A 23355-nucleotide genomic window follows, 5' to 3' on the forward strand; every position below is an offset into this window, starting at 1 on the left:
TTAATCTTCTTGTGCGCGCGACTGCCTGCGCATGTTTTCTACCGCGGCAACCAAATCAACTTCTGCTTTGGGCGTGGCCCAGCGCGTCCAAAAGGGGATCGTTGCGCTGCGTGGTTCGTGTTTGGGCTTGGACATCTTGATGCGGGTCGGCAGCAAGGTGGCATCGCCCACCACCACAGCCTCGCCCACATCCAGCGTCGGCAGCACCTCCATCAACCCTTCCAGGCTTTCAGGCAGGAGCTGCCTGACCACTGCCTGGTCAGTCTTATTAGCCAGGCGCAGGCTGATGATGTTGCTGCACTGGCTAAGAATGGTCGTGCTGACATCCGAGGGCCGCTGACTGACCACCATCAGACCAACGCCATACTTACGGCCTTCCTTGGCGATGCGCTCGTAATTTTCCAGGGCACGCTTTTCCAGCGGCCCGGTGGAGGCGGCACTGCTTGGCAGGTAGAGATGCGCCTCATCGCAGACGATGACAATCGGGTGGCGCGCATCACCGTCTTCGCCCGGGCTGCTCCAAAACTGAATTTGGTAGATCAACCGCCCGACCAAGCCCACTACTACCGGCAGTATGTCCGAGGGCACCTCCGAGAAATCGATGATCTTGATACCAGGATTGACGCCATCGTTGACGTTGCCTGTGCCGAGCAGTTTTTTTGCGAGATCGTGCAGCGCCTCGTAAGTCTCGTACTCCTTCGGCGCTTGGTACATGAACGCATAACGGCGATCGTTCATCTTGGTTTTCAAGCGAATGAGGAAGCGGGAGAGCTTGCCATTCAATGGGCCTTTTTCGGTTTTGGCTTGACCTTTACGCGGGCCGCTTGCGTAGGTTTCCCCGGTATCAATAGCTTCGTCGTTTTTGTCGTCCAGCGATTGGACAAGATCAGCAAGCCGGTAGGGTACTGGTGTATCGACGGTGAAGCCTTCCAAAAGATCTGGCTTGCCAAGCGCGGCGATAGCTGCGCGCTTCATCACCATGACGGAATCCATGAGCGCAAGTGCCTGATTGGGTGCGTTGTCCCCTGAGCGATCCACAAATACCGATTGCATTTCGTCATAGGTCAGCAGCCAGAACGGCAGGAAGATCGCACCGTCTTTCTTGGCTTTAATGTCGCCAATACCAGCGATGCGGTAATGTGACGCGAACTTCATGCTCGAATACTCGCCATGCAAATCGAGCACAACGATATTGGCGTGAGGCAGTTGCGCGGACTGCTCTAGGATGGATGCGACAGTGAAGGATTTCCCCGAGCCGGTGCTGCCCAGCAATGCGGCATGGCGCTGAAAAAGCTTGTCGCCATCGATGTAGGCGCTGGCCTTGCCATCCAGGGTATAGGTGCCGACCTTGAGCGGGGCAGCGGCATCCGCCTTGGACGACGCACTCAAGATGCCCATGAAGTCTTCGAGAGACTTTTCTTCGATGGGGAACACAGGCCGGTTGATCTCCGGCAGGATGAAAACGGCGCGCGTGAAGGTGTCCTTGCGCTGCCCATCCCGAGCGCGATAGGTGCCGACCAAGCTGATCGACACGCCGTTTTCCTCTTGGGGAACACCGGCAAGATCCGCTGGTGGATCAGCTTCTGGTAGCGTCGGCAGTTCCACCGGATGCCGCCACACTCTTTCGATGATGCCGATCAGCCATTCATCCCCCATCGACTGGATGGCAACCAATCGACCGACGCGCGCTTTTTGCAGACGTTGACCGTCCGTCACCCGCACGGTGATCCGCGAGGTTTCCACACTGCGGACTTCGCCCAGTGACTGCTCGTCGGTGAAATTGAAAATGCTCATCCTCGCCTCACTCCACGAATTTTTTCAGAAAATCATCAAGTTGCCAGATTGGCTCTGAAGACTGCAATGCATTCCCGTTCCAGCGGCAAACCGCCCCGTCACCGTTCTTGAACACGGCGATCACGTGAGGGTGTTCGCCAAGCAGTTGTTCAATGTTCGGGGTGGAGTCGCGCGTGACAATGATTGCGGGCATGCCTGCCGCCAGACGGTGTTTGATGACGCCTTGCAGATGGTCGTCATTGAAGCCAAACCCAATGCACAACAACGCTTGAGCATCGGCGAGTGCCGCATTCATCGCGGTACGCATTTCGTCGAACAAGGTATTGACCAGTGCGTCTTGGTACTTTGACGGGCCGGGTACTACGATGGCCCGACCTGCTGTTGCGGCATCGTTAAGAACCTCCATCGGCCCTTCATCGGTGGTCAACCAACTAATGGAACCATGAGGTTTGTAGATGCGAACGGTTTTGCAAAGCCTGTGGTCGAACTGCTGCTGACGCTTTTCAGCAACCCAGATTCGCGTGTACTGATTCTCGAAAATTGGTCGAGGACGAGGCTTGCGTCGGCGAAATCCGGTGAAACCTGTATCAATGGGAAGTCCAGCCAGATCGCAAAACAGCTCCAACAACGTGTCGTAGTTGGTCGTGATGACGTGAATGCCTTCTGCGTTCTGCGGCGAGCCATCGAACAGACGATTCAGAAGGCGTGATGGCGCGTGTCCATCATCCGCTTTTTCTTGAAGTAACTTCGATTCGGCAGTGGCCGTTCTATCAAGAATCAGCCGAGCAGTTTCACTGCGTATGGCTGATACGATTTCACCCCAGCCCGTAGCGCCCAACGGAATATTGTTAAGCCCCGTCTCCAGGTTCTCCTTGATCGCCTCAATTGCCTGTGCCCAAGCTTTTTTTGCTTCATCCGTGGTCAGTACGCCATCAACGGTATTCGCCAGATGCTCTGCCAGATCCCCCATGCCAGGAAGGCCATAGCCGCAAGAGAATCCAGACCCGACAAGGAGCACAGGCGCTTTGCGAAAAGCGCCCTGTATTTCTGTGAAGAGATCGTCGGGTAAATCTGCCGCTGACATATCGCGCCGCCTACTTGGTCAATTCGACAAACGGCGACAGCACCTCCAGCAGAGAGAGACCACCGTGCGTCAATGTCGGGTAGCCGCCTTGGCTGCGCCACTTTCTGCGGCCCAGCGCCAACAGGTGTGCGCCGTGCGGGCTGTCGATTTGCAATGCGACCGGAGGCACGAAAGGGCCTGCGTCACCATTCCCCGTCTTGCTGCGCCCGCTTGAAAAAGTTTGCTTGAGGTAAGCGGCAACCTCGCCATCGGCATCATGAAAATAGCCAGTGGCGGCGTACCCATGATCCGATGTGATGACCAAGCGCCGACCAGTGGCGAGGCGCTCAACAAAGCCCCAAAAGTCGTCACTGGAAAGTTGCTGCGCGGCATCTTTGGTTAGGAGCTCCAGCCCCTGGCCTGCCCCGTAATCGTGCAGCTTGGCGTCTGGCCAGTGATGCCAGAACACCCAGTTCTTCGCACCCGAGGCATTGCCCACCAATGCGGTGCAGTCCTTCCAAGGCAGATCGATGGTTTCGGTCTGTGCGGGTTGTAGCTTATGCGCCAAGCCGCCGCCGTTGGCTTGCAACTGACTGCGGCTGGCCAACCCCAGTGCGCGGGCGAACGGGTTGGTCTCACTGGGCAGCTCGGATGCAGTAGCGGCCACCGTGTGCAGGGTGAATCCACGTTCTTTGGCTCCTTGCAGTAGCCAAGGCAGCTCGCGCAGCGAGAGGGCATCAAGAATCAGTACGGCGCGCGCGGCGCTATGGCCATAACCGGGTTCGTTCCACCAGCGCGCAAGCCGGTCTGAGGTACGTTCCACACCACTGATTTCGGGTTGACAAAAGGTCTGCCACAGATCCCAGCCGCTAGAGGCCAGGAACAAATCGAGCTCGCCAATCTCGCGGTCTCGCTTGACCACTTCGCCGGGAGCATTGCCTTCGGCCAGCGGTTTGGAGGCAATCTCTAGCGCCCGTTCGGTGATGATGCGCCATGCCTCTTTCGGGCTGTCCTGGGTCAGGCGCTGCAAGATTTGAGCATCCAACGCCATCAGTTGTCCTCCTTCTCAAGGCTCAGCTCGAAAGTCATGCCATCGGGCAGCTTCTTGAGCAGTTCCTTGAGCTGGGCGCCGGTGGCGGCAGATACCTTGATGGAGATTTCGGCCACCGGTGTGGCTGGGCCAATGCCCCAGCCTTCGAGCTTACCGATCAGGTTGAGCGGCGAGGTTGGAGGGTTAGAGAGAGGTATACGCGGTTTGGTCGTGCTGTTTGTGCCACCGAAAATTCCGCCCGGCGTAGAGGCTGGTGTGGATGGAGTACCAGGCTGCGGCTCTTGTACACCGGGGGCCGGGATTGTGCCGCCGCCAAAGATATCGCCGCCCAATCCACCATTGCCGCCAGCTGGTGGCTGCGGCGCGGGCGGCGTAGTGCCGCCGGTGGCGGACACGGCTGAGGGTTCCATCAAGAAGACTTCATCGAGCTGACGCCCGGTGTAGGAGAGCTTGGGCCGCAAGCGTCGCCAAGCTGTGTCCTCATCTTCGCCTGCCTGCGTTTGCAGATGCTCCAGATTACGCAGGTTGATGGCGATCTTGCCGCGCGCGCACAAGCGCAGGATGCGCTCCTTCATCGCGGTTTCACCCAGCCAGGGGATGCAATCCTGACCCGCAGGGCGAGGCTCTTGCAGTTCACGCAGCAGCTTGCCGAGGGGTGCGTTCACCGAGGCGGCTTCAAGCACGAGGTCTTCGAAGTCTTCGGGAACAAAGAGGTCGTTGGTCAGCGTTTCCTCGATGCCCTCGGGGATTTGTGCACCTTGCTTTCTCAGGTGTTCCGTACTGAACAGCGATTGTTGCGGGTTCTGGTGGTCGTAGCGGTGCAGGATGGCAAAGCGATCAAAGCGTTTTTTCAGGTTCTCGCGCAGCGTGCTTTCAAATTCCTTGTGCAGCCTTTTGTACTCGGGGTTCTGCCCGCTCCATTCCTGCGCCTTCATTTCGGCGCGAGCAAGGATGAGTAGGTCCCGATCCTGGAAGGCATTGGTAGAGCCAGATCGGGGCAACAGGAAGCGAATGGTGTTGCGGCGCTTTTGCAGGTGATCCTTGAGCCAACGGCCCAATGTCTGGTCAATTTTTTCCGGTTCTTCGGGCAGAACCAGAATGGGTAACCGGTCATCCCAGCGCTCCGGCTGCTCAGCTTCATCGAGCGAGGTCCACGGATCGTTTTGCCACGATTTCGGCAGCGCAATCACGCGGGAGGTTTTAGCGACCTCGTCGCTGCCTCCAATGACATAGCGCACTTGCTTGGCAAGCTGCGCCTGATCGGAACCATCGGTGAACAGCTTGTCATTGCGTGCGCAGGCCATCAGCTTGGCACGAGGGTTTTCTTCCTCGCGGAAGACCAACCGCGGGCCATCCTGGTGGATGTTGAAGCTGTTTTCGACAATAGTCGCCAGTTCGACCTGAAAGGCATTGCCATCCACCGGCTTGCTGCGGGTGATGTCCACTTGCAACGTGGCAGGCTCGGCCCCGGCAAGATTGCCAACGGCGATGGAGCGCAGCCACAACGCACCTATGATTTCTTGTAGGTGCGGCGCAAGGTTGGCATGGTCGTACACCGCTTCGGTGACCGAAATGATGTTGTGCTGTGCTTTTTCGCGTAGGGTGCGGTGGTGCTCGTTGGACACTGAATCCAGCAGCGCGCCAATGCCCGAGGCATCATCATCCAACCGAAAATCAGCAGCGGTGAGCACCGGTACCGCTTCGCCCCGGCTCTTGTAGAGGTTGGCCAGAATGCGAATCATGTCGCGCGTTTCCTGCGCATCCGTGGCGATCAGCACCTGCTCTTCCAACAGACGTAACAGGTGCGGTGCGTAGGGCCAGGATTCAGTGAATTCGTGGCGCTTGCGATCCTGCTCTGCGGGCGGCACATCCAACAGGCGAAAATATTCGGAGACGTGCTGAGCAACCAGTGATTCGATGGTGCCATCGGCAATCTGCAGGCGGTTGTCGAACAGACGGTGCAGCAGCATCCGCCGCCGATCCTGCTGGATACGCTCGGCATTTCCGCCCGCTTTGAAGTCGATGGCTATGGGGTTTACGCGATGCACCTGCTGGTAAGCGTCGCTGCCACCGTTGCGCACGGAGATCACCAGCACCAGTAGGTCGGGACGCTCTTTGGCGATCTCCGACAGGATCTGGATGAAATTGAACGCCCAGTGCTTCCATGGGTACTGCTTGGTGTTGGTCAGGCCGTCGTACCAAGTCTGGAATTCGTCGAGGAGCAGCATCGTGGGCCGATGCTCCAGCAGTTCGATGATGAGCTTGTCCGAGGGGATGTCGGTCTTGGCCGCTCCCATACCTTCCCACTTGCCCTTGATGAATTCGCCGCGCGGATGGCGCTCGAACAGCAGATCCCACAGGAACTTGTAGCGTTGACGGTGCAGGCTCTCGCCAATAACTAACATGCCATCGCGCAGCGCGATCTTGCCGATGCCGGGATCACCCAGTGTGCTTGACCAGGAGTTCAGCCATGCCCCCGTCGATGCGGCATCGTTGACTGCGTGGTAGAGCGCTGCCATCAAGTGCGACTTACCCAGGCCGCGCTCGCCGATCACGACCACTGGCCGCCCTTGGTTGGGGCCAACGGCTTCGATCCCCTTCAGCAGATCGTGGGTGGGATAGGTGATCTCCAGGAACGCCTGTGCGGCGATCTGGGTGGCACCAGTGTTCGAGTCGTTGGAGAGCTCAATGGCTGTCCCCTTGAGGCGCTTGCCCCGAAATTCATCCCGAAGAGTCAATCCAAGCATTAGTTTTCTTCCTCTTTACGCGATTTTTCTTGAATATCGTCCTTGGACTGACCGGTTGACTGTTGCTTGATCCAGATTTCAATGTCCGCTCGCAGGAATCGCCACGTCCCACCAACTTTGAACGCGGGAATTTTTCCGTCTGCTGCTAAGCGGTAGACCGTGCGTTTGCCCGCCTTTAAATAGGCAGCCATTTCTTCAATGGTAAGAATTTCGTCGCTATCGGTCGGCATGACGTTGCTGCCCTGAAAAATAGTACATAGTTCGACGTATTGTAGTTGAAATTGGCAAGCATTGGCAGACTTGGCAAGGGCGTGGTGTTTTGTACCGCCTTCAAGTTTTCGGTGCGTCTCCGCTTCGCGGATCGCGCTGCTCCAGGTTCGCTTTTCGCTCATCCCTGACGGGACTGGCATTCGCCAGCCTTCCACATCCCTGACGCCTTCGGCCCGGCTTCCAGCTTCGGGCCTGCGCGCTTCGCTTGCGTGCGGTCGGCACACAGGGATGGCCGTTGCCATGTCCAGCCGTCTCTCCTGACGCCATCACCTTGCTCGCGACTGTAGCCCGTGGCCGCGTGCCATCAAGGCGCGCCAGGCCGTGTCCTCGGCTGCGCCTGCGGGCCGCACCTACCTGACGCTTTCCTCCTTGACGGCCCGCGTCCGTGGGCTCCTGACCGTCGCGGGCGATGAACTCAGGAAAGACGGTGGCAACAGGGCCAACCGGGTTCCTCGTGCCAACCGCACCGAACAGCCGAAAGGCTGGGCTCCGAATCTAGGAATCCGGTGTGCGGTTTGAACAGCAAACCCTTTTCGTCAGGAGAAATGACATGCAACTCGCATCCCGATTCGCTTCCCGTTCCCCGTCGCTGCGCAGCGATTACCCGCTGTCCGACGATCAAATCCGCCGCGTGGCCCCGTCCATCTTCGCGGACGCCCCGCATGAGAGCCGTTCCGAACGGTACGCCTATATCCCCACCGCCGCCGTGCTGGCGGAACTGCGCAAAGAAGGGTTCCAGCCCTTCATGGTGGCGCAGACCCGCGTGCGCAACGAAGACCGCCGCGACTTCACCAAGCACATGATCCGGCTGCGCCATGCCAACCAGATCAACGATGCAGAAGCCAATGAAATCGTCTTGCTGAACTCGCATGACGGCACCAGCAGCTATCAATTGTTGGCTGGTTTGCTGCGCTTCGTCTGCCAGAACGGATTGGTATTCGGCGACACCGTGGCAGACGTGCGCGTGCCCCACAAAGGCGACGTGGCCGGTTCCGTCATCGAAGGCGCTTACGAAGTCTTGCGTGGCTTCGACCGCGTGAAGGAATCCCGCGATGCCATGCGTGCCATCACCTTGAACGATGGCGAATCCGAAGTGTTCGCCCGCGCCGCGCTCGCCCTCAAGTACGACGACCCCGGCAAGCCCGCGCCCATCACGGAATCGCAAATCCTGATGCCGCGCCGTCACGACGACCGCCGCCCGGACTTGTGGAGCGTGTTCAACCGCACGCAAGAGAACCTGACCCAAGGCGGCCTGCGCGGGCGCAGCGCCAACGGACGCCGCCAGCAAACCCGCCCGGTGCAGGGCATCGACCAGAACATCCGACTGAACCGTGCGCTTTGGCTGCTGGCCGATGGCATGCGCCAGTTGAAAGCCTGACCCCCCACCCGGCAAGGGCAGGCAGCAACCCTTGCCGCTTCTCTCGCTGCTGCATCCCAACCGCTAGGAGTTATCACCATGAACGCCGTTACCCAAACCGAAACCCGCGCCATCGAAACCACCGCCGCGCCGCTGGAAGTGGCCGACCCGACCAAGAACCTGATTTTGGTTCCGCTCTCGCAGTTGCTGCCGCGCCGCTCCAAGCGCAACGCACGCAAGACCCCGCGCCTGTCCATTCCCGAACTGGCCGCGAGCATCGCCCGCATTGGCCTGCTGCAAAATCTCGTCGTCATTCTTACCGCCGATGGCGAGCAATACGAAGTGGTGGCCGGCGACCGCCGACTGACCGCGTTGAAGCTGCTGGCGAAAAAGAAGCGCATCGCCGCCGACTTTGAGGTGCCTTGCCTGCTGGTGCCCGACGCTTCGGCCCGTACCGTCAGCCTCGCGGAAAACCTGCTGCGCGAGCAGATGCACCCGGCCGATCAGTTCGAGGCTTTCGCCGCGCTGGTCAAGGAAGGCCGGCCCATCGAGGACATTGCCGCCGACTTCGGCGTGTCCCCGCTGGTGGTGCAGCGCCGCTTGAAGCTGGCCAACGTCTCGCCGCGCCTGCTGACCGACTACCGGGCCGCAGCCGTCACGCTGGAACAGTTGATGGCCCTGAGCATCACCGACGACCACGCCGCGCAGGAAGCCGCGTTCTACGGTGCGCCCGAATGGCAGCGTGGCGCGTCCGCGCTGCGCGAACGCCTGACCGAGCGCGAAATCGACGCCACGCATCCGCTGGTGCGCTTCGCCGGGCTGGACGCCTACACGGCGGCGGGCGGCGGCATCCGCCGCGACCTGTTCGCGGAAGGCGATGCCGGAACCTACCTGACCGACCCCGCGCTGCTGGAAACGCTGGTGCGCGGCAAGCTGGATGCGCTGGCCGGGAACGTGCGCGCCGAGGGTTGGGCGTGGGTGGAAGCCGTGCCGCACATGAGCTACGCCGAGCGGCAGGCATTCCAGAACGCGCCGCGCCAGCGCCGCGAACCGACCGCCCGCGAAGCCCGCCGCATTGCCTCGCTGCAAAGCCGCCTCGACAAGATCGACGCCGAACTGGAAGAAGCCTACGACGCCGAGGACGAGGACAAGACCGAGGCGTTGGAACCGCGCCGCGAACAGGTCGCCGGGGAACTGCAAGCCGTGGAGGAAGCCTTGCAGGGCTACGCCCCGGACGTGCGCGCCGTGGCCGGTGCCATCGTCACGCTCGACCGTGAGGGAGAAGCCGTGATTCATCGCGGGCTGCTGCGCGAAGCCGAAGCCAAGGCGCTGCGCACGCTGGAACGCTTGCGGCAGGGTTTCGGCAGCGCGGAAGGCGAAGCCGGGAACGACGACGAAGGCGAGGACGCCGAGCCGCCCAAGGCCGCGAGCCTGTCCGACCGGCTGGCGCAGCGGTTGAGCGCGCACCGCACCGCCGCGCTGCAAATCGAAGTCGCCCGGCATCCGCAAGTCGCGCTGGCCGCGCTGGTGCATGGCATGGTGCAGACCGTCTTGCAGGACAGCCACTACGGCCACGACCTGCCACAGGTGTGAGCATGAAAGTGCAAGACCGGCTGGAAGGCATGGCCCCGGACTGGCCGGAATCGCCCGCCGCCGTGGCGCTGCGTGAACTGCAACAGGTGGCGGGTGAAGCCTTGCCGGAGGACAGCGCCGAACTGTTCGCCGCGCTGCTGGCGAAGCCGCAGGATGAACTGGTGCGCCTGTTGGCCGTGTGCGTGGCGTCCACGGTGGACGTGGTGACGCCCCGCGCTATAGCACAGCAGCCGGGCGCGGAACTGGCGCAGGCCGTGGGACTGGACATGGCGGCATGGTGGCAGCCCACCGCCGAAGGCTACTTCAAGCACGTTTCCAAGGCGGTGATTCTGGAAGCCGTGGGCGAGTTCGCACCGTCGCACGCTACCCGGCTGGCGAAGTTGAAGAAGGCGGACATTGCCAGTGAAGCCGAACGGCTGGCTGCTGGCACCGGCTGGATGCCTTCGATCTTCAAGACCACTGGCCCGCAGGATGCCATGCAGGAGGCAAGCACGGAGCAGGACGTCCCAAAGGATGACGAGGCAACGGTGGATGAACCCACCGAGGCGCTGGCCGCCTAGCCTGCACCGAAGGCAAGTGCCCCGGCCCTATGACCGGGGCACTTCGCTGGCAGGAGAACCGCCAATGACCCGCACCACCAGCCGCCCATGCATGGTGGCAATCTATGCCTCCGGCGTAGTACGTGCCCGGCGCTACGTAGCTTCGCCAGAGTGCGAAATACGTGGATGCAGCCCAACAACGACATGGTTTATGACATAGAGCCAACGGCCGTCCGCCTGCCTGCTCACCAACTCGGCGGAACTGCCCGACGCAACAACAGCGCCAGTCAGTTCCCAGTTCGCGCGCGGCAACGCAAGATCGCGGCCGGCTTTCGAGCTGCGCCCCCGTGCCGCCTTCGCCATCACGGCCATGTGGCTTCAATCCCTCGCGCCTTGGCGCTCTGGAACTGTACGACTACTGTCTGGTATCTATCGCATTCCACATAATTGTGCGGCTACAACTACAGCTCACGTGCTCTCTGCATATTGGCGAGAGCAAAGGCTGAAAATGCACATAACGCGCTTGCAATCAAAGCCCAGTGCGCTCCTTGCTCAGCGCTAAGGCTTAGAGAGCCTGCGGCAATAACCCCACCAGCCATTTGGCCCAGCAACCTGAGTGTGGCTAGAACACCGTTAGATCGACCACTTTCCTGTACAGGACTGTAGCTCAGTATCAATTTGAGGTTTGGTGTTTGAAATATGCCAAAACCTGTTCCAGCTACAGCCGCACATAAGCATGCAAGCCAGACCGCCCCCCCTGCGCCTGAAATGGCTAAAAGAGCTATCCCGACAAACATAAAAAATAACCCGCCAACAAGCAAATGAACGGAATTCCACTTGTCAGAGGCTCGTCCAGAAAAATATGCGGCAATCCCGGAAAATAATGCCCAGAACACCAGCGCAGTCACAGTTTTTGGCAAGTTTTCGGCGTAGGCAAGCGAAAAAAAGAAAGGCAGAGAAATTAGTGCTGAACCTTGCGCCATATACCCAAGTGTCGTGATAAAAATTGCAGTAAGAAACTTCCCTTTACTATAAGGATGAGGCAGGAATTTTCTAAAGGACTTCGAGTTGAACAGTATGATGGTTAGTCCGATGGCGAACGAGGCACCGCCAGCAATGAATCTGGCATTACCATAACCACTCAATCCCAACGCCGCGAGTGAAAAGGCGATTAGAAACAGTCCCGCCACAACGATAAAAAAATCCAGCCAAGGAATTGCGACTGAATCTTTACGATGGTCGTTTGGTAAAAAAGCGGCGGTCATAATAAAAACAACTGTGCCAATCATAAAATTCAAAAAGAATATGAGTGACCAAGATCCATAAGATAGAATTATCGATGAAATCAAAGGCCCCGCACAAAAAGATAAGGCCACCACCAATGCACTAAATCCGATCGCCTTTCCAAATTGATGTGCAGGATATATGCTTCTTATGATTGCTATATTGACTGCAGTCATGGCACTCCCACCTAATCCCTGGATTGCTCTAATTAAAACAAGATGATCGAAAGATGTGGCGATCGAGCAAGCAAGTGATGAGGCCGCGAATAAAATAGATCCGAGTATGTAAATGACTTTGTAGCCAATCGCATCGCCTAGTGCAGAAAAAACCAGCAATGAAGCAACCATCGAAATTTGATAAGCGTTGACTATAAATATAGAATCCGCAGCGGCAACATTTAATTGAAAAGCAATTCTCGGCAGTGCAACATTCACCATCGAGACATCAAGAATGGCGGCTGCAACTCCAAGAAGAATTGCTGACATTGCAACGACTCTCTCATCCACACAACTCATAGAGTTCACGGCCTGCTCAGTATTATTTAAGTCTCAGCATAAGGCTGGCACAGAAGGCTTCAACCAGATGGCCACTCCATATACTGATCTAAGCGTTCTAATGATTCCGTCAACTGGATTAGGCCCTGCGGCTAAGTGAGCGTTCCACCCAAGACTCTTTGCCGTGTTAATATTGGCAAGTGAGTCATCAAAAAAAATTACTTCTTCCGCTGCTGATCGAATTGAACGTTCCACGTCTTTGAAGGCGTCTTGACTGGGCTTCTTTTTCTTCATCAGGAAAGATACGAAAGCATCCTCGTACTGAAAGGCATATTTTTTTATATGATTCCAATGCGCTTCGTTAGTATTGGAAAACAAAACCACCTCAACTTCCAGATCGGCCAGTTTTGACAACAACTCGACAGCGCCAGGAAAGGGGCCTTTCAGCCGTTTTTCTATAAACCACTGTTCGATAGGAATGGCTCCGTCCGGGTGTTTGCTAATGGCTTTAAGGTTTTTGAAGAAGGCTTCCGTGCCGATATTGCCGATGCTATAGTCATCAAGAAGGATTCGCACCTGCAAGATGTCCTGTGGTTCAAGCCAGGAATCAATAGTTGGCCCTAATTCTACCAACACGTTGCCGACATCAAAGCAAATCACATAATTCCCAGCTTTGGCTTGCATAATCAAGAATGCTCTTCTTTCGAGAAGGTTTTCCAGGCGCCTGTTTTGCCAGCGTGGGCATCCAGAATCCTGACTCGGGTGTTGTTTTTCATAGGAGAAGGAAGATCGTCTACGGGAAAGAACTCAGCGGCAGCGATCTCCGAATCGGGTTGCCAATCCTCCCGTGCAACAATTCTGCACGAAAAATATATGACGATATCCGATTTGAAAGGCGCCGAATATAATCCTACCAGTCTTTCGATAACGACCTTGTATCCGGTTTCCTCAAGGACTTCCCTGGTCACACCATCTTCAGGCGACTCTCCATCTTCAAGCCTGCCCCCAGGTACAGTCCATCCATAAGGCGGGTAGTTCCTTTGCACGCAAAGAACTTCTCCCTTGTCATTTAAAATGTTCGCAAAAACGCCAATCGTCGCCATCGTTATAAATCTCCGTTATCTTCAGAACTAAGCTTGCTAGCGCCCGCGTTCCACTCTCCTTGCGGGCGGTCGCCCTGGACATATGCTGGATTTCCATATGCAAGCGTTCCAGGAGGGATATTTCGCGTAACCACCGACCCCGCGCCAATAAAAGCATTTGTCCCTACGGTCACATTGCCCAGCAAAGTCGTTCCGCTTCCAATTCTGGCCCCAGAGAGTATCTTGGGGGCGCGCAATATCTCGCCGACACGCCAGCGCATCTCGTTATCATTTACGGTGACAACCCTTGCGCCAATTTGCACATTGTCACCAATTGAGCAGTTTCCGGTGATGTGGGTCAATGCCGAAATTCTGACATTTTCTCCAACCGTGGAATCACGCTCCAAACAGACAAAATGTGAGATCACGCTATTCGCGCCGATCTTTACCCGCGCGCGAATTACGGCATTGTGTCCGATGATGGAGTTTTCCCCAATGCTGACACCAGAGCACAACAAAGCCCCCGATCTTATTCGGGCACCTCGTCTCACTACAATCGGGCCACTGTTCACGCCATCATCCTCGTTTGGAATAAACCTTACGTCGGATGATATGAGCGCACCTTCTTCCACTTGCAGTAAGCCATGTTGGACTGCCTGCTCATAACTTAGTATTTCCGCTACCATAGTTGACGCTCCCGTGCTGGTGAAGAAGTGTTAAATTCACGTCCTAAGGACAAAGAATATAGTTCTTCGCCCAGGATTCCTCTTGCGACCTGTCCTCGAAGAACGTCGGTAGTGCCATCTGCAATCCTTAGTCCCAGAAGGTCTCGTAACGATTTTTCGAGCTGTGCTTCCGCCGAGTAGCCGTATGCACCGTGCACGAGCATGCTCCACTGGACTGCTGCAATTGATGCTTCTACACCTTCTGCTTTAGCCATGGCCGCGTCGACGTAGCTGTATTGCTTGAGGTCTATGCGCTGCGCTGCGCTTTGCACCAATAGCCACACCATATGCAGCCGAGATGCGTGTTTTGCAAACTCCTGCTGCAGATGCGTGAATCTACCTATTTGCCCAGAAAAGGCTTCCCGGGTTCGCATTCGGTTCTTAGCCTTGTCTAATGCTTTTTCGGCTGAACCTATTGCCGCGGCAGCCATTGCACAGCGCCAGAATGAGAAATGAGTGGAAAAAATCGAAAAACCTTGTCCTTCACCACCAATTCGATTTTTTGCTGGCACCCATACCTTCTCTAGATCAAGCTGCCCCCAGGATATGCCGCGAAGTCCCATTGCTTCAATATCGGCTATTTGAATCGCTGGATTAGATTTTTCGACCATGAAGACGGTCAGCCCCTGTTCGGCGCCGACTATATTTGCAAATACTATTAGAGTATCCGACTGCCTTAGACGAGCCACATATTTCTTTTGCCCATTTATTTCGTATCCACCGTCCAGACGTTTTGCAGTGGTCTTTATGGCATGTAGATCAGAGCCGCCATCTTCTTCAGTTATGCATATTGCGGCAAAACTTCTTGCGCTTGCTATTTCGCCAAGCTGAGAGCTGAATTGATTTTGCTTTTTTGAGGCTAAAAAAACTCGCCCATGTCCGAGGCCTGGGACATCTCGGAGGTCAAGACTGATACTTCCGAAGAATTTAAAGATACTCATAAGGGCACGAGCACTTAGTACAGCTTGCTCACCTGGTCTACTATTTTTGTAGTCCAAGGACGCCAAGCCGGGAATCATCCTCCGCCAAGTCAAAGGATCATGCAACTCTTCTTTATCGCTCAACTCTTCTAGAGTCGAGAGAATTCTGTCGCCCATTTTTTCGCAAAAAATTTGAGGAAGACGTATGCCCATGATCTTACCGTTGGCTAGATGGTTGGATTTCAGTCTGAAACTCTGCGGCACTTCGGATGCTGGGTAGCACCATCAAGTCACAGCAAAGAAAAGTCCCCCTCCAATCTAATGGAGTTTTTGGAAAGCACCATTGCTTTATTGGCATTGATTATTGCTTATTTGGCCTTAATTAAAGTTGCTTCTTCACGCCATATCTCATTCCGAAATTTATAATTTACTTTTTATTATTAAAAAGAAGGACATGCTCTTCGTTGTGAGGGGTTCTGGATGTCGCGTTTCGTAGCCGATGTGATGCGCTACTGCACTTTTTTGTTTTGACGATGACTCCAGCCCGGCACTTCGCTGGACTGCGCCTAAGCCCGCTACAGCAGGTTTATCAAGGACTTAGGTGCGTCCATCATATGCCGGTGCTTTCCGAAACTTGACCCGGCTTCCGGTCGCGTGGCTCCCATGTGGCTCTTGGAAACCGAGGTTTCCGAGGAGTCATCATGGCAAGAATCAAACTCACCAAGTCCGCCATCGATGCGGCAAAGCCCCAGGCGCAGGCCGTCGAACTCCGGGACACCGTGGTGCCCGGCTTCCTGTGCAAGATCACCCCGGCGGGTCGTAAGGTGTTCATGCTCCAGTACCGCACGAACGCCGGCGAGCGCCGCAAGCCTGCCTTGGGCCAGTTTGGCGAGCTGACCGTCGAACAGGCCCGCTTCATGGCGCAGGAGTGGCTGGCCGAAGTGCGCAAGGGCGGCGACCCGAGCGCGGCCAAGGCCGCCGCCCGCAAGGCGCCGACCATGAAGGAGTATTGCTCTACCTTCATGGAGGACTACTCCAAGCAGCGCAACAAGCCCAGCACCCAGCGCGGCTACCAGGGCGTTATTGACCGCTGCATCGTCCCCATCATGGGGCGTATGAAGGTAAAGGACGTTAGGCGCCCCGACGTGGCCGCGCTGATGAAGAAACTGGCCCACAAGCCGGCCGAGGCCAACCGCACCTTCGGCGTGCTGCGCAAGATGTTCAACATGGCCGAGGTGTGGGGACTGCGCCCTGACGGCACGAATCCGTGCCGCCACGTCCCGATGTACCCGCCCGGCAAGGAAACCCGGCTCATCGTGGACGATGAACTGGTGCGGATCTTCCGCCACCTGGAGCATCTGGAGGCGGAAGGACTGGAGAACTACGTCATTCCGTTGGCGATCCGGTTGCAGTTCGAGTTCGCCGCCCGGCGCTCTGAAATCTGCCCGCTGGAATGGGGCTGGGTTGATCTGGAGAAGCGCCGGGTTGTCTGGCCCGACAGCAAGACCGGCGGCATTTCCAAGCCCATGAGCGAGGAAGCCTATCGGCTGCTTTCGACGGCGCCGCGCCTAGAGGGTTGCCCCTACGTCCTGCCATCGCCCAACGACCCGGCCAAACACATGACCCACGGCGAACACTATGGCGGCTGGAAGCGCGTGCTCAAGGCTGCCGGTGTGCCGCACGTCGGTACGCATGGCATCCGCCATCGCTCAACAACCGACATTGCCAATTCGGGCGTGCCGACCAAGGTAGGCATGAAGCTGACGGGCCACAAGACCGTGGCGATGTTCATGCACTACGTCCACACCGAGGACAAGCCGGTGCGGGAAGCGGCCGAACTGGTGGCGAGCCGACGGCAGGCCATCACGGGCGTGCGGCAACCAACGGAGGCCCTGGCATGAGCAAGCGCAAGGCATCCATCACGTCAACCGCCGCGCCGTCGGCGCTGCTGGGGGATATTCGGGCATTGATCGAGGCATCGCGCCAGCGCGTCGCCTCAACGGTCAATGCAGAGCTGACCCTGCTGTTCTGGCGCATCGGCCAGCGCATCCATACGGAGGTGCTGGCCGGGCAGCGGGCCGAGTATGGCGAGGAAATCCTGCCGACCCTGGCCGAGCAGCTTGCCCGCGACTATGGGCGCGGCTTCGGGGAAAAGAACCTGCGCCGGATGGTCAAGTTCGCCGCCACGTTCCCCGAGGAGCCAATTGTCGCGACACTGTCGCGACAATTGAGCTGGTCGCATTTCGTCCTGCTGCTGGCACTCAAGGAGCCGCTCCAGCGGGACTACTACGCGCAGATGGCCGGCGCCGAACGCTGGAGTGTGCGGACGCTGCGCGAGCGCATCGACTCGATGTTGTACGAGCGCACGGCACTGTCGAAGAAGCCGGACGACACGATTGCGCAGGAGTTGGCGACCCTGCGCGATGCACAGCGCATGACACCGGCGCTGGTCATGCGCGACCCGTACATCCTCGACTTCCTGGGGCTACGGGATACCTGGCAGGAAGGCGACCTAGAGGCAGCGATCATCCGCGAAATGGAGTCGTTCTTGCTGGAGCTTGGCGCGGGTTTCAGCTTCGTGGCCCGGCAGAAGCGCATCCAAATTGATGGCGACGACTTCCACCTCGACCTGCTGTTTTACAACCGCAAGCTGCGGCGGCTCGTGGCGGTGGAGTTGAAGGTCGGCGAGTTCAAGGCGGCCTACAAAGGGCAGATGGAGCTTTACCTTCGGTGGCTCGACAAGCACGAACGGGAGCCGGAGGAAGCCTCGCCGCTGGGGATCATCCTTTGCACCGGCAAGAAGCGCGAGCAGATCGAATTGCTGGAACTGGACAAGTCGGGAATCCACGTTGCCGAGTACCTGACAGCCTTGCCGCCGAGGGGCATGCTGGTGGAGCGGCTACAACAGGCAACTCAGCGGGCGCAGTTGCAGATGGAACAGCGAGAAACAGGTAACGATTAGCCTTGTCTCAAACAGCCCGGTTTCCCAGCGTGCCGCTCAAGCTATCTCGGCATCTCGCCTCCAATCTCCCATAACCATCCTAGCGGGATTCCTGATCTTTAGCAGGCCGATCATCTGCTGATGCAGCGGCTCAAGGTAGCTCTGGTACTGGTGGCGACGTGCTCGTTGGGCTACTCAGGGCTGGAGAATCTACCGCTTGCCGAGCGTTGCCTGGCATAAATCTGAAAAAGGAGGGGGACGGTGGAGCCCCCCCATAATTACTACAAAATCATTCGATAACAATGATCGGATGACCTCGATCACGCGGCGACCCCGGAAAATTCGAGTAGCACACTCTCTTTCCAGGCGTGGCTGATGATTTTGACCCATAAACGCTTTCTCGACTAAAAAAGGTCGTTACACCGTCGTCGCCGTCTATGAAGCCGCTATATCCATTTTGAATTAGGTTGGCCACACTTCCAACCTTCCTATCAACGCCGATAAAGCAAAGATTAGAAATTCTCGCGACAACATCATCAGCGGTAGGACGGTCCGCAATGTTGTACTGAAGGCAGTCTTCCACGAGGGACTGTAACTGCTGCGCAAGAATCTTATATTGCGGGTTTGACGTCATGAAGTCCGGCCAAGGCTCTCTATTTTTATTCTGCACATTGACAGCAGCCTGGAGATAAACGCCGAAAGGAACTTTTCCGGTCATTATCTGGAACATCATGGCGCCGAGCGACCAAATGTCGACTGAGGCGCCTGGGTGTTCACCTGGCTGCCTGAACATCATCTCTGGTGCCATATAAGGCAGAGCACCGCGAATTGTTCCAGATGTCGATCTGGTTATATCGCCTTCCCGTGCAGCTTCATCAAAGACCTCTTCTGTTAGTGTGGCGATGCCGAAATCAGTGATTTTTAGCTCATGCAAATTAACGCCATGTTCAACGATGATGTTGCTTGGCTTCAAGTCACGATGAACAACTCCAGCATGATGTGAAGCAGCAACGCCTTTGGAAACGTGCAGAAATATACGAGCAGCGAGATGAGGGTCTATGGCACCAAAAGTCTTGAGCTTATTTTCAAGATTATCACCATCAACAAGTTCTTCGATAAGAAAAAGTCGGCCATTCTCCTCAATATAGTCCAGGGTTTTTGCCACGTTATGATGATTAACTCTTGCAGCTATTTTTGCACTACTTTTGAATCTCTTGTCCGGCTGTCCGAGTTGAGGTGTTTTCAGTGCAATATTAGACTCCAGCAAAATGTCATGTGCCAAATAGACATCTTGCATGCCACCTCGACCTATGTGGCGTTCTATGCGATAGCGGCCAGAGACAATATCTTGTGGATTCATGGCATCACCTCCGGATTTGAGACATCAAAGGTCACGAACTTTCTGCCACCGCCATTGCCGAAAGTTAGAACACAACACCCTGGCACTATCGCCCCAACACTGACGGACGTGTTGTTTATGTAAACAGCCCCTGCAACTTGTGTGACGCTAAAAACTAAGCCGTCATATTCAATCGTGAGACTTCCGACAGTTGCATTTAGCGATATTCTTCTGTTTTTATGGTCTAGGGTGTTCGCTACGCCATTTAAAACAACCGTGGCGCGATGCTTATCCTTCAGAAGATGTTTTTCCAACAAAGTCTTGATGACTTGCATAGACGGCCTGTCTCTCCTGTCTACCGCAAGGCATTGAAACAAGGTGTTCGTAATTTCACTAGGCACCCCAGAGAGCGGAGCAGAAAAATCCGCTAGCGTTGGCTGGCTTGGAGGTCTACTGCGCAGACTAAGAGGAGGCTCATCGGTGAGCAAGGCTAGGCATGTCACACCAAATGCATAGACATCAATAGATGAGTCAAAAGCAATTGTGTGGTCACCCCATAGTTCTGGCGCCATGAATATAGGAGTTCCTATTATGCTCCTTGTCTCAGCATTGGCATTACTTCTCGACAATCCGAAATCAATAATCTTAACCACGCCCTCGCTATCTATTTTTATATTTCCGGGCTTAATGTCTCGATGGATAATTCCATGCGAATGAATGTCCGCAAGTCCGCATGAAATCTGCCATATCAGGTTTAGGTAGTCTTGATTTACAGAAAAAGACCCAACCTGAAGTATCTCTCCATCAATAAATTCAAGGACAATAGCGGGTTGCTGCGCGACTCCTCCTTGAATGTTCACAATGTCATAAAGTTGAACGACGTGCTTTGACCTAACCTTTGACAGTGCCTTTTGCTCATCAAGCAATCTACGAGCCTCGACTCCAGCTTGGAGATGCTTCAGTACAACCTGGCGTTGCAAATGAAGATCTTCGCAAAAAATAACCTCTCCCATTCCGCCTCTGTCGGAGTTGTCGAGAGTTTTATACCTATTTGCTATCAGCACCGACGTCTCCCTGTTCGGCAGAGTGGCCAATTTCTATATCCAGTTGAACTTCTTCCGGGTAATTCTCGTTTTTCTTTTTCCGAGATTTTCGAACGGGTGACTTCGACTTCTTCGGCACCCCCTCAATCGCCGGTGGCTTGCTGGGTATCAGCTGGGATGAATGATTATTCTCTGTTTCATTCGTCCCACTTGGAGCTTGAGCGTTTTTTGCATTAAGCGCCTGTTCTTCCTCTCGCAGCCAAAGCGTAGTTAGTTCTCCACCTGCATCCCATAAACGGATTCCGCCGCCTTCATATCGAGCAAGCGATGGAAGCATTCCGGCGATGTCAAATATGGCCGATGTTGCGTTGTCATTTCCTCCGCACCACATCGCGACAGAATTCAGACGCTCGGAGGCATCATTAAGGCTTGATGAATTCTCTAGAATCCTGCTGAGGGTTTTTTCTTCTATGCCGTGAATGCCATCACTGGTAATGGCGCAAAAACCTTCCTGACAGAGAAAATCAGATATCTTGGGCTGCATCGAATCGCCCATCCCAACAAATTGGAGCAATTCTCGGCCGCTTCCACCAACAGCTTCGACGAGAGAGTCGTCCGTTGTGTGCCGCTCAACCTTTTTCCCAGCCCCGAAAGTGTAGACACGCGTATCGCCAAGATGAACAATTATCTTGGTGCCTTGAGAATCCAGCAAAACGGCAGTTAGCGTAGATCCGCCATCGCCTCGATATATGTCGAATACTTGATTGTTTGACGCTTTTACAGCTTCGTAGGCTCTTTCCTTGATGCCTAAATTCCGGTGCTGTATCAAAGAATAGAAGAAGCTCGATATCGCCAATGAAGAGCATTTCCCGCCATCGCGCATGCCTCCCATACCATCGGCAACTGCTATTGCAAACAGGGGGTTTATTGACTTCTTTCCAGTATAGAGAGTGGCCACTCGATCCTGATTCTCCTTTCGAACCAGTCCTATATCACTGGACAGCAAGAATGGGATCTCAAGGCATTGACTGGATGAGTGACTTGCAAGACGCCTAGAAATCCAAGTTTGTATATTTTCTTGGAATGGGTGCATTGTGTTTTCGCAACTCCTATATTGAAAGCAATCTATTTGCGTCTTCTTTGGGACTTACGCCACTTTGATTTTGAAGTGCTGTGCGACAGTTACATTTTAGCTGACGCACTTCAAAGCGTCACGCTCGTACTGGCCTACATCGCCGGCGTCTCCTGCCCCTCTTGGACGGACGCGGATTGAGCAGCGCAAGCAGGACACCGAGTAGGCAAAGCAGCACTCGTGCGTCCCGGCGTGCCGCCGTCGGGTTCGCGGGCTGCGCCTCGCGCTTCGTGCCGAATCGCGGCCATTCGGCGCTGCCCCCTGACGCCTTCGGCCCTTGTGGGCCTGCGCGCTGCGCTTGCTTAAAGGCGGGTGTGTGCAGTGGGCGGGGTTTAGGCGGTCTTGCTGTTCCCTTCACCGTACCACGGCGTTCTCGCCGTCAAAGGCGGCGCGCGCCATGCGCGCTGGCGTCCTGGCGGCCGTCTTCGACCTTGTGACTGCTTGCGCTGCGCCGTGCTGAACACGGTTCCGGGCAATTCCGCCCGAGCAACCGGAGCACGATCATGTCGCAACTGTCCTTTTCCTCGTTCGATGACGCTTTGCTGGTGCGTGACTCTCACGGGCACTATGCGCTGGCATCGGCCGATCAGATTCTGGAGGCCGCGCGCCTGGTCATCGACCAGAAGATGCAGCGGGGTACGTCTTTCACTTCACCGGCGGCGGTCAAGGAATACCTGCTTGCCAAGCTGGCCGGCTTCGAGCATGAGGTGTTCTCGGTGTTGTTCCTCGACACGCAGCATCGGCTGATCGAATACAGGGAAATGTTCCACGGCACAATCGACTCGGCCGAAGTGCATCCGCGCGAAGTGGTCAAGGAGGCGCTTCGGCTCAACGCAGCGGCTCTGGTCATCTCGCACAACCACCCAAGTGGCAACCCGGAGCCGAGCGCGGCAGACCGGGCGCTGACCCGGCGGCTCAAGGATGCGCTGGAGCTGGTGGACGTGCGCGTGCTCGATCACGTCATCGTCGCTGGCAGCACCACGGCGTCGTTCGCAGAACGCGGCCTGATCTGACCAAGGGGCTTCGGCCCCTTTTTGCTGCGCCCGATTGCGGCTATGCCAAGGCCCGCAGCCATGCCAGCAAATCTGCCTGCGGGCTATCGGGCTGCAAGGGCCGTGGCGACAACAGGCAGTAGCGCGAGCCGTCCTCCACGAAACCCAGCGGCGCGGCCAGCACGCCGCTGTCCAGATCGTCGCGTGCCAGATGCCACGGGCCGACCGCCACACCCAGGCCGGCCACGGCCGCCTGCAAGCTGAAATAGAAATGATCGAAGGTTTGTCCCGGCGCATCAGGTGCGGGCTGGTCTGCGGCCGCCGCCCATTCCGGCCACGCGCCCGGCCGCGTGCGCGTGTGCAGGCGCGGTGCGCCGGCCTTGAGCGCGGCGCCGGCCTTCTTCGTGGTGAACCAGGCCGCCACCTTGTCGGGACGGCAGACCGGGCCGACCTTTTCCGCGAACAAGGGTTCGGCGTGGTAGCCCTCGGGCCAGGGGAAGTCGTCGCGGCGGATCGCCAGGTCGATGCCGTTGGCGAAGGAGAACGGCCCGCCCCCGGCGACCAGGTGTACGTCGATCCCCGGATGCCGGGCCTGGAAGTCCGGCCAGCGCGGGATCAGCCAGCGCATCAGCAGCGTCGGCTCGCACGACAGCACCCAGCGCCGCCCCTGGCGGGCGCTGGCGCGCAACTCGCCGACGGCCTGCCGCATCAGATCCAGCCCATTGCCCACGGCCCGCGCCAGCGTGCGGCCGGCATCGGTCAGGAACACGCGCCGGCTGCGGCGCTCGAACAGCGCCACGCCCAGTTCGTCTTCGAGCAGGCGCACGGCGCGGCTGACCGCGCCGTGGGTCAGGTGCAACTCGGCCGCCGCCCGGCTGAAATTCTCCAGCCGGGCCGCCGTCTCGAAGCAGCGCAGGGCCAGCAGCGAAGGCAGGCGCGAATCGCTCGATGGTGATTCCAGCTCACCATTCTTGTCAGAAAACATCGTT

The 23355-nt window shown here is 56.8% G+C and carries 18 protein-coding genes and 1 pseudogene; 5 read left to right on the top strand and 14 right to left on the bottom strand.

Translation table 11 applies throughout. The features are described 5' to 3' along the window. Genes CW305_RS14600 through CW305_RS23990 form a run of 5 tightly spaced genes read right to left on the bottom strand, consistent with a single transcriptional unit; the run spans position 1 to position 7167 of the window. Complete coding sequence (locus CW305_RS14600; protein ID WP_104098235.1) at positions 1-1794, bottom strand: ATP-binding protein; 1794 nt, start codon at positions 1792-1794, stop codon at positions 1-3. A gap of 7 nt (positions 1795-1801) precedes the next feature. Further along, positions 1802-2878: an SIR2 family protein gene (locus CW305_RS14605; RefSeq protein ID WP_181063896.1), complete on the bottom strand. Its 1077-nt coding sequence runs from the start codon at positions 2876-2878 to the stop codon at positions 1802-1804. Positions 2879-2888: 10 nt separating this feature from the next. Continuing rightward, positions 2889-3908 carry a hypothetical protein gene (locus CW305_RS14610; RefSeq protein WP_104098236.1) on the bottom strand — a complete coding sequence of 340 codons (1020 nt, stop codon included), beginning with the start codon at positions 3906-3908 and terminating at the stop codon, positions 2889-2891. Continuing rightward, positions 3908-6655, bottom strand: a complete 2748-nt coding sequence (locus tag CW305_RS14615; RefSeq protein WP_104098237.1) for a DUF499 domain-containing protein — start codon at positions 6653-6655, stop codon at positions 3908-3910. The genes CW305_RS14610 and CW305_RS14615 overlap by 1 nt, the downstream gene beginning before the upstream one ends. Continuing rightward, the gene (locus CW305_RS23990; RefSeq protein WP_425444915.1) at positions 6655-7167 is read right to left on the bottom strand and encodes a helix-turn-helix domain-containing protein; all 513 of its coding nucleotides are present in this window, start codon (positions 7165-7167) and stop codon (positions 6655-6657) included. The genes CW305_RS14615 and CW305_RS23990 overlap by 1 nt, the downstream gene beginning before the upstream one ends. 308 nt (positions 7168-7475) lie before the next feature. Here CW305_RS23990 and CW305_RS14625 point away from each other — a divergent pair, with 308 nt between their 5' ends. After that, positions 7476-8303: a DUF932 domain-containing protein gene (locus tag CW305_RS14625; protein WP_104098238.1), complete on the top strand. Its 828-nt coding sequence runs from the start codon at positions 7476-7478 to the stop codon at positions 8301-8303. A 78-nt stretch (positions 8304-8381) separates the two neighbouring features. After that, a pseudogene (locus CW305_RS14630) lies at positions 8382-10435 on the top strand (ParB/RepB/Spo0J family partition protein). 440 nt (positions 10436-10875) lie between these two features. Here CW305_RS14630 and CW305_RS14640 read toward each other — a convergent pair. From CW305_RS14640 to CW305_RS14660, 5 genes are all read right to left on the bottom strand, one after another. Next, complete coding sequence (locus tag CW305_RS14640) at positions 10876-12183, bottom strand: MFS transporter (protein ID WP_181063897.1); 1308 nt, start codon at positions 12181-12183, stop codon at positions 10876-10878. A gap of 63 nt (positions 12184-12246) precedes the next feature. Beyond that, the gene (locus CW305_RS14645) at positions 12247-12876 is read right to left on the bottom strand and encodes an HAD family hydrolase (RefSeq protein WP_104098241.1); all 630 of its coding nucleotides are present in this window, start codon (positions 12874-12876) and stop codon (positions 12247-12249) included. Positions 12877-12878: 2 nt separating this feature from the next. Next, positions 12879-13295, bottom strand: coding sequence for an NUDIX hydrolase (locus tag CW305_RS14650; protein ID WP_104098242.1), 417 nt, complete (start codon positions 13293-13295; stop codon positions 12879-12881). 2 nt (positions 13296-13297) lie between these two features. Beyond that, positions 13298-13960 (bottom strand): acyltransferase, encoded by a 663-nt coding sequence (locus CW305_RS14655; RefSeq protein WP_104098243.1) that lies wholly within the window; start codon positions 13958-13960, stop codon positions 13298-13300. Then, positions 13954-15132 carry an acyl-CoA dehydrogenase family protein gene (locus CW305_RS14660; protein WP_104098244.1) on the bottom strand — a complete coding sequence of 393 codons (1179 nt, stop codon included), beginning with the start codon at positions 15130-15132 and terminating at the stop codon, positions 13954-13956. Before CW305_RS14660 ends, CW305_RS14655 begins: the two co-directional genes overlap by 7 nt. 488 nt (positions 15133-15620) lie before the next feature. Between CW305_RS14660 and CW305_RS14665 the strand changes: the two genes are divergently transcribed. Further along, positions 15621-16820, top strand: a complete 1200-nt coding sequence (locus CW305_RS14665; RefSeq protein WP_104098245.1) for a tyrosine-type recombinase/integrase — start codon at positions 15621-15623, stop codon at positions 16818-16820. Continuing rightward, positions 16817-17881 carry a PDDEXK nuclease domain-containing protein gene (locus CW305_RS14670; RefSeq protein WP_104098246.1) on the top strand — a complete coding sequence of 355 codons (1065 nt, stop codon included), beginning with the start codon at positions 16817-16819 and terminating at the stop codon, positions 17879-17881. The genes CW305_RS14665 and CW305_RS14670 overlap by 4 nt, the downstream gene beginning before the upstream one ends. 268 nt (positions 17882-18149) lie before the next feature. On the opposite strand, the gene CW305_RS14675 is transcribed toward CW305_RS14670, so the two are convergent. Genes CW305_RS14675 through CW305_RS14685 form a run of 3 tightly spaced genes read right to left on the bottom strand, consistent with a single transcriptional unit; the run spans position 18150 to position 21200 of the window. Beyond that, positions 18150-19220, bottom strand: a complete 1071-nt coding sequence (locus CW305_RS14675) for a serine/threonine-protein kinase (protein WP_104098247.1) — start codon at positions 19218-19220, stop codon at positions 18150-18152. Then, complete coding sequence (locus CW305_RS14680) at positions 19217-20263, bottom strand: serine/threonine protein kinase (RefSeq protein WP_181063898.1); 1047 nt, start codon at positions 20261-20263, stop codon at positions 19217-19219. The genes CW305_RS14675 and CW305_RS14680 overlap by 4 nt, the downstream gene beginning before the upstream one ends. After that, entirely contained in the window at positions 20247-21200 is a 954-nt protein-coding gene (locus CW305_RS14685; RefSeq protein WP_104098249.1) for a PP2C family protein-serine/threonine phosphatase, read from the bottom strand. Before CW305_RS14685 ends, CW305_RS14680 begins: the two co-directional genes overlap by 17 nt. A 677-nt stretch (positions 21201-21877) precedes the next feature. Between CW305_RS14685 and radC the strand changes: the two genes are divergently transcribed. Next, positions 21878-22387: a RadC family protein gene (gene radC / locus CW305_RS14690; protein WP_104098250.1), complete on the top strand. Its 510-nt coding sequence runs from the start codon at positions 21878-21880 to the stop codon at positions 22385-22387. A gap of 40 nt (positions 22388-22427) precedes the next feature. On the opposite strand, the gene CW305_RS14695 is transcribed toward radC, so the two are convergent. Next, complete coding sequence (locus CW305_RS14695) at positions 22428-23351, bottom strand: LysR family transcriptional regulator (protein WP_042933704.1); 924 nt, start codon at positions 23349-23351, stop codon at positions 22428-22430. Positions 23352-23355 lie beyond the last annotated feature (4 nt).

This window comes from Stutzerimonas kunmingensis (assembly GCF_002929225.1).
GTDB lineage: Bacteria > Pseudomonadota > Gammaproteobacteria > Pseudomonadales > Pseudomonadaceae > Stutzerimonas.

Excerpts from the sequence above, each read along its gene's own strand:
- CW305_RS14625 (WP_104098238.1), top strand. The coding sequence starts at position 7,476 with ATGCAACTCGCATCCCGATTCGCTTCCCGTTCCCCGTCGCTGCGCAGC.
- radC (WP_104098250.1), top strand. The coding sequence starts at position 21,878 with ATGTCGCAACTGTCCTTTTCCTCGTTCGATGACGCTTTGCTGGTGCGT.
- CW305_RS14640 (WP_181063897.1), bottom strand. The coding sequence starts at position 12,183 with ATGTCAGCAATTCTTCTTGGAGTTGCAGCCGCCATTCTTGATGTCTCG.
- CW305_RS14655 (WP_104098243.1), bottom strand. The coding sequence starts at position 13,960 with ATGGTAGCGGAAATACTAAGTTATGAGCAGGCAGTCCAACATGGCTTA.
- CW305_RS14600 (WP_104098235.1), bottom strand. The coding sequence starts at position 1,794 with ATGAGCATTTTCAATTTCACCGACGAGCAGTCACTGGGCGAAGTCCGC.
- CW305_RS14660 (WP_104098244.1), bottom strand. The coding sequence starts at position 15,132 with ATGGGCATACGTCTTCCTCAAATTTTTTGCGAAAAAATGGGCGACAGA.
- CW305_RS14670 (WP_104098246.1), top strand. The coding sequence starts at position 16,817 with ATGAGCAAGCGCAAGGCATCCATCACGTCAACCGCCGCGCCGTCGGCG.
- CW305_RS14675 (WP_104098247.1), bottom strand. The coding sequence starts at position 19,220 with ATGAATCCACAAGATATTGTCTCTGGCCGCTATCGCATAGAACGCCAC.
- CW305_RS14610 (WP_104098236.1), bottom strand. The coding sequence starts at position 3,908 with ATGGCGTTGGATGCTCAAATCTTGCAGCGCCTGACCCAGGACAGCCCG.
- CW305_RS14665 (WP_104098245.1), top strand. The coding sequence starts at position 15,621 with ATGGCAAGAATCAAACTCACCAAGTCCGCCATCGATGCGGCAAAGCCC.
- CW305_RS14615 (WP_104098237.1), bottom strand. The coding sequence starts at position 6,655 with ATGCTTGGATTGACTCTTCGGGATGAATTTCGGGGCAAGCGCCTCAAG.
- CW305_RS23990 (WP_425444915.1), bottom strand. The coding sequence starts at position 7,167 with ATGGCAACGGCCATCCCTGTGTGCCGACCGCACGCAAGCGAAGCGCGC.
- CW305_RS14605 (WP_181063896.1), bottom strand. The coding sequence starts at position 2,878 with ATGTCAGCGGCAGATTTACCCGACGATCTCTTCACAGAAATACAGGGC.
- CW305_RS14650 (WP_104098242.1), bottom strand. The coding sequence starts at position 13,295 with ATGGCGACGATTGGCGTTTTTGCGAACATTTTAAATGACAAGGGAGAA.
- CW305_RS14695 (WP_042933704.1), bottom strand. The coding sequence starts at position 23,351 with ATGTTTTCTGACAAGAATGGTGAGCTGGAATCACCATCGAGCGATTCG.
- CW305_RS14645 (WP_104098241.1), bottom strand. The coding sequence starts at position 12,876 with ATGCAAGCCAAAGCTGGGAATTATGTGATTTGCTTTGATGTCGGCAAC.